5 protein-coding genes are annotated in these 6259 nt (G+C 60.7%); all 5 read right to left on the reverse strand.

From position 1 onward, the window contains the following. Window positions 1-3: 3 nt before the first annotated feature. Genes CQ041_RS20805 through CQ041_RS20825 form a run of 5 tightly spaced genes read right to left on the reverse strand, consistent with a single transcriptional unit; the run spans window position 4 to window position 6162 of the window. Window positions 4-1965 carry a prohead protease/major capsid protein fusion protein gene (locus tag CQ041_RS20805; protein WP_105524129.1) on the reverse strand — a complete coding sequence of 654 codons (1962 nt, stop codon included), beginning with the start codon at window positions 1963-1965 and terminating at the stop codon, window positions 4-6. A 7-nt stretch (window positions 1966-1972) separates the two neighbouring features. Continuing rightward, the gene (locus CQ041_RS20810) at window positions 1973-3493 is read right to left on the reverse strand and encodes a phage portal protein (protein WP_105524130.1); all 1521 of its coding nucleotides are present in this window, start codon (window positions 3491-3493) and stop codon (window positions 1973-1975) included. Further along, window positions 3490-3699 carry a phage head-tail joining protein gene (locus CQ041_RS20815; RefSeq protein WP_105524131.1) on the reverse strand — a complete coding sequence of 70 codons (210 nt, stop codon included), beginning with the start codon at window positions 3697-3699 and terminating at the stop codon, window positions 3490-3492. The genes CQ041_RS20810 and CQ041_RS20815 overlap by 4 nt, the downstream gene beginning before the upstream one ends. Next, window positions 3699-5645 (reverse strand): phage terminase large subunit family protein, encoded by a 1947-nt coding sequence (locus CQ041_RS20820; protein ID WP_105524132.1) that lies wholly within the window; start codon window positions 5643-5645, stop codon window positions 3699-3701. Before CQ041_RS20820 ends, CQ041_RS20815 begins: the two co-directional genes overlap by 1 nt. Continuing rightward, complete coding sequence (locus CQ041_RS20825; protein ID WP_105524133.1) at window positions 5617-6162, reverse strand: terminase small subunit; 546 nt, start codon at window positions 6160-6162, stop codon at window positions 5617-5619. Before CQ041_RS20825 ends, CQ041_RS20820 begins: the two co-directional genes overlap by 29 nt. Window positions 6163-6259 lie beyond the last annotated feature (97 nt).

A 6259-nucleotide genomic window follows, 5' to 3' on the forward strand; every position in this document is an offset into this window, starting at 1 on the left:
GGCTTACGCGCCCGGGTTCTTGTAAGCGCCGCGGTAATCGATCCAGGCTGCGCCGAACACCAGGCGGGCTTTGATTTCCATGCCGTCGACCTCGAAGCCCTCGCGGGTTTCGGTGAACACACCCTGCTCACCTTCGAGGTAAGCGTATTCAAAGGTGTCGATGGAACCAGGTGCTGCGAACAGGTACCACTGGTTGCCGGTGATGCGGGCATCGACGATTACAGTCAGCGAGGCGTTGCGCACATCGTTGATGTCGGCGTTCTTCGCTGGCACATAGTTGGAGCTGGTGAACTGGTAAGCCTCCAGCTCCTTGTCAGGACCGACCACCAGGTACTCGGGAGCCAGGTTGAGGAACTCGCCAGCCTTGCTCTTCTGCTTACGCATAGCTGCGCGGGCAGCCGCCAAGGTTGTGGTATTGATTGCCCCGCCGCTGGCCGCGAGGTTAGCGTGGCCCGCATCGTAGAACGGAACACCATCGGTGAAGGTCGGGTTGCCCAGCAGCAGGGCCCAGACCACGTTGGACTCGGTCGCCGCAGCAGCATTACCGAGCGCTGCCGGGATACGGGTCAGCGCACCCAGGTCATCGTTCACGATGGTTTCCCAGGTGATGGCGATGATCTTGCCGAACTTGGCGACTTTGATCGGGGCACCGTCTTCGGACAGCGTGCCGTACTTGTATTCGCCGTGTTCCTTGACCTGCTCGAGCGCCGCAATGTCGCCCAGGGCTGCGCGAGTTACAGCGCGGAAGTCTGGCACAGTGGTCGGACGGCCCAGCGGGCGCCAGGTTTGAGGGGCGTTGGTGTACGCATCACGCAGTGTGCGGTTAACAGTGCTGCCGAGCAGCAGCGGGAAGTCGCTGGTGCTGTGCATGCCTGCGGCGCGCACTGCTTGGCGATCACAGCCCAATGCTGCGCGGGCCAGCTCCTGCGGCGTCATGCCCCGCGCGTTACCGCCAGCCATCTCGACGAACTCACGAGCCATGTCCACCAGGCGCATGCCACGGAACTCACGGCCAGCGTCTTCCAGCTTGACGGTGGCGTCGCAGCGGTGCAGCAACGCGTTCTGCATGGCAGAGCGTTTGGCGTTCAGGACGGTGACATCTTGGCCGCCATTCACGTTCGTAGGCTGGCTGTTGCGGGTGTTCGGCTGATCTTTATTCTGGCGCTCGGCCACGGCATCGATCAGCGCGGCGCTCGCATCGCTCACGGAAACCCCGCGGGCGATCAAGTCTTCGACGACGGCTTCGTCATCGAGACCAACCTTGCGGGCCATGGTGCGAATCGTCAGGCTGCGCTTACGCTCTTCTTCAGCCGATTCACGGCGAAGCTTCTCGTCGGCCGCGCGCTTCTCTTCTTCGGTCATTGCAACTTCCTCTTGGATAATAGGCACGGCGGCCGGTTCTACGATCGGCTCAACTGCCGACCGAACTTCAAAAATTGTGTGGAATCGTTGGCCTTCGTACTCGGCCGGGGTTTTGGCGCTGCGCACTTTTGCGCCGTCATCGAAACCGATCGGGACGAGAGACAGCTCCAAAGGCTCCCAATCGACAGCGCGGTAAGTGGGGAGCTTGTCGTCTTCCTCCTCCACGACTTCGTACCGGTGCACCGCATAGCCGACGCTGATGTTTCGAAGGATGCCGTCAACAACGTCCTTGAAGACCACGTCAGCGTCTTCACGCTTGCTGAACCTGACCAAAGCATGGCCTTCGCCACCATCGAGCCAGGCGCGCTCTACCACGGCGAGTACCGCACTCAGTTGGTACTGGTTGTGGGTGTCGAGCAGTGGCGCGCCGTTGTTGAGCCGATCAAGGCGAACCGCACCTTCGCTGACATCAAGCTCTTCCATGTAGCTGCCGACATCCCATGACCAGCGCCGGCCTTTAGCGCCGGTCGTCCAGGTCAGCTCGACGGTTCGCGCGTCAATATCGACCGAGCCAGGCCGCACGGCAGCACGCAGGCTGAGCATCGGCGTCTCATGTGTCTTGCGTGTCATCACCTGATTCGGAGTTGGCATCGTCTGGTTTCTCTTCGTTTGATGGTGGCTGACTCGGCGAACCTGCGGCCGCTACTCGGCGCGGGTCGCAGTCCAGCACCAGCCCGTACTCGTCGATCATGTCGTTTGCTTTCTTGATTTGTTCGGCGTGCCGCTTTGGGTCAGTGATGCCAAGTTCGCGGAGCGCGTCGGGCCAGGTAGTCAGGCCGTTGCGCACGCGAGTGATGACGTTCTCTGTTTCCGCCTTTGGGTCGACCATGTCGCGACGGGGCGGAACCCAATAGGCCTTCACGTCGTCCGTGACCCCACCAGGGAGAAGCACCTGTGCCTCCATGAACCAGCGCCATACCTGATCGCACAGCTGTGGGATCAACATCCGCCACTGCCAAACGTCGACCCGGCGTGCGAAGTTCAACCAACCCATCCGCCCGCTTGAAAAGTTGACGCCCTTTAAGTCGCCGGTGAGCAACTCATAAGGAACACCCAGGCCGACCGCCATGGCGTGCAGCTGCTGCCAGGAGTAGGCCGTGTAACCATTGAAGGTCGGGGGAGTGCCGAAACTGACGCTTTCTCCGAATCCGAGCTCCTGGACAATTCCCGGCTCTACTCGGTCAATCAGTGGCGGCGTCTTGCCGGTAGAGGTGCCGCTGTTTTCGTCCTTGGTGACGAATGCGGCGAAGCAGGAGGCGATCTTCGCCTGCTCCATCACCGCGTCTTCCATTTCGTCGAAGTTGCGCATGCGCTGGATGACAGGAGCCAGCCAGCTATAGCCGCGGGCTTGGCCGGGCCGTTTACGCAGAAAGACATGAATCACATCCTCGGCGGGCACCCGGCGCGATTGTAGGGATCCCCAAACTGCATTGGCACCCGGGTGCTCATCGAACAGCCAATACGCAACCCGGCGGCCGAGCGCGTCGAACTCGACGCCCTGGATAATCCGGTTCAGCCCGACAATGTCCGCCTTCGACTCGTCGAGGAAGTCAGCCTCAAGCACCTGCAGTTGAACGGGAACCGGCAAGCCGTCAGAGCTGAAGCGCCGCCGGCGACGAATCAAGCATTCGCCGCTTTCGGCGACAGCCTCCATGATCATGTGCTGCAGTCCGTAGAAGTTGTCCAAACCGTCGGCATCGCATTCAGTCGTTTCGGCCCATGCCTTCCACAGATCCATAAGCCGCAGGCCATCGCGATCCCGCTTCGCCAACGGCAACGGCACAATGCCGGCGCCCACAGCGTTGTCAGCTATCCCGGTGATGCCGCGCTCGCCGAACGGATTGTTGCGCCGCTGGTCCCGAGCGCGGTTGCGCAGCTTGGCCAGGGCTGGAGCGTTCTCAACGTTCGCATCGGCACCGGTGGCCCGCCATCCATCATTGCGCCGGCCACCTGCTGCACCCTCAAACCGCCGTTCGATCATCTTCAGCGCCATGTCCGTGCGCGCCTTCTTCAGCCGCATCTCGGAGCGCTTTGCCGCATACCCAGGGAACAAGCTGTCGAGCATGCTCATGGGCAATATCCTTTGGAGAATGAGGTGTAACGGCGCCCGCCGTCGTTGCAGGCGTTCAGCCCCAGTTCGGTGGACATGTGCTTGAGGATCCGCATCATCTCGTCGAGTGACCGATAGGTGACGCTCTTGTCGGCGTACCGGACCGACAACGCCCCTTCAGCGATTGCCGCCTGCAGGGCGTTGTATTGCTCGATCGTGTAGGCCATCAGTTTTTATTCCAGTGAGAGGATTTCTTCCGCGGTCGTTCTTCCGCATTTGGCTCGTTGCCGCCGGTGACAGCAGCAACCAGCAGATCCAGGTCAAGCCCGAACCGTTGCTGGCAGATGCGCAGGGCGGCGAGCGCATACACGAAGCAATCAAGCGCCTCGTTTCGGCGTCCGCCGCTGTCCCAGCGCATCACACGCTTGCCTTTGGAGATGGCCGCTTTTTTCTTTTCGGAGGTGAGCTGCTTGACCTCCGACTCGTCGCAGATCACATCGTTGGCCGGCAGGTGAACCACCCCAGGCTGAGACACGCCAGCCTGAGAGGCAGCGGTATCGACCGGCAAACCCATACGGCTGTAGAGCAACTCTTTGGCGTTGTCGGTACCCACCTCGGTGAGGAAGACCTTGTGCACCTTGTTCTTCGTGCGCGGGAAGTTCGCGATCGGCTTGCCGTAGATGGTCGCACCACGGATTGGCACGACCCAGTGCACGCCATGCTTACGGCTTTCGGCGTACACCTCGTCGGCATAGTGGCCGCCGGCGTCCCACGTCCAGCGCTCAACCTTCATGACGGTGCCGTCAACCCGGGTGAATTGCCGGTGCAACTCCAGCCCCACCTTGCGGCGAAGCTCTTCGCTGGCCGGGTCGCCCATCAGAATGAAGCGATGGACCAGCCATGCCTCCTCGCCTGGGCCGAACGCCCAGACACGCCCCTCGAAACGGTCGTCCTGGGTATCGATGCCACCAACAAGAACAAGGCCAAGGGCCGGGACCTGCGGATAGACTTCGCGGCGCCCGTACAGAACTTCGGAGTCGAGCTTCTCGCCCTGGTCGTCGTCCCACGTTTCGCCGCGCGTGGTGTTCATGAAGGTGATCAGCTTTGAGACATCGCCTTTCACCTTCAGCCACTCTTCCGCCAGACTGAGCCAGGTACTCCAGGTGCTGTAAATCGCCCAGATGCTGAAGCTGACAGAACGCGGGGTGCGCATAATTTCGCCGTCAACCCCAAACCAGTCCATCCCGTCACGGGTCCAGATGCCCGTGTGCTCGCAGATCCAGCGACCGGTCTTCGACGCCTCTACCATCTCGTTGTGCCAGATCACGCAGGCTGCGTGCTCGCACAAGTACCAAGCTTTTTCCGCCTCGCCGAGTGCGTTCTTTTCCCACTTCAGGCCGAATTCGCAATCCTTGCCGCCCCACTTGAGCGTCTGCTCTTGGTGGCAGTGCGGGCAGTCGATGTGAAACTTCAGCAGGTATGGCGACTCCTCGACCGCCTTGGTGATCTGGCAGGAGCCGACACGCTTTGGCGTTGAGCCACGAATCGACTTAGGGTAGATCGCACCATTGAGGCGCTTGTCACCCAGGGTGATCGGCGAGCCCTCACCTTCGACGCTCTCGTCGAAGTTGGACAACTCGTCGTAGATCACCTCGTCGGCTGACTTCTCGCGGTAGTTGCGCGAAGCCTTGCCGCCGCGAATCCAGAGCGTGCGGCGGTTGGCGAAAATCTTCTGGTCGAGGGTGTTATCGCTGTGCTTGCGCCCGAACCACGGGGCCAGGTCGCCCACCGCCGGGACGTCGCGGATCATGCCGTTGACATGGCTCTTGCTGATGTCCTCGGCGTCTGGGTCCGTCGGACTCCACATCATCACGTTGCGGCGCTTGTGCTGAATCTTGTAGCCGATGTTCGCCATCAACAACTTGGTGTAACCGATCCGCGCCGACTTGATGAAGTTGACGACGTTGATCAGGTCATTGCCCATGCTGTTCAGGATCGCAACCTGGAACGGCTCGGTCGTCCACTTGCCCTCGTTGTAGGAGGACTCAGCCGACATGTAGAAATTCTTGTCCGCCCACTCGACGGCGGTTTGCGGTGGTTCTTTGTAGAGCGCCTGGAGTCCTAGCTTGATCGACTTGCGCAGATCATTCAGCCACGGACTCAGCGTACTCATCTAATAATTCCGGAAGTTGCTCGCCAAAGCTGGCGGCAATATTTCGAGCAAGCGCAATCTCCCGCTCGACCGACTCGATGATGCGAGGGTCAACCTCCGGGTGGCGTCGAGTGACGGTCTTGCCGACGGTGTCCAGTTTCGAGCCGATCTGAGCGGCGATTTTTGCCAGGGCAAATGTGGCGAATGGAACAGGTACGAGCAGCTTGTCGAGCACCAGGTTCTTCTTCTCCTGGGCGATGCGCTGAGCGGCGGTGAGGCCGCGGCGCTCTTCGAGCAGCTTGTACTCGATCAGCGGATCGAGACCTTCGGTTCCATCCCCCGTCGGTTGTTGTTTCCGCTGCGCATGTTCAACGCGGTTTTCCACCACGTTCTGCACGGTGTAGAACGCCTCTCGACCGATGCGTGCGACGGGCGCAACTCCCCATTTGTCAAAGGCTTGCGGGGAAATCCCGAGGCTCGAAGCCATCTCGGATTTGTTCAACCATCCGCGCTGTTTGGTTGTTTCGTTTTTGGCCATGATTAAACAACAACCAACCGTGGGAAAAAGGTCATAGATATTTGGCGCGCGGGGCCCGAATTACCCGCATGGGGCTGGGGGCCGAGGAAGGACCCAA

The organism is Pseudomonas sp. MYb60, assembly GCF_002979555.1.
Lineage (GTDB): Bacteria > Pseudomonadota > Gammaproteobacteria > Pseudomonadales > Pseudomonadaceae > Aquipseudomonas.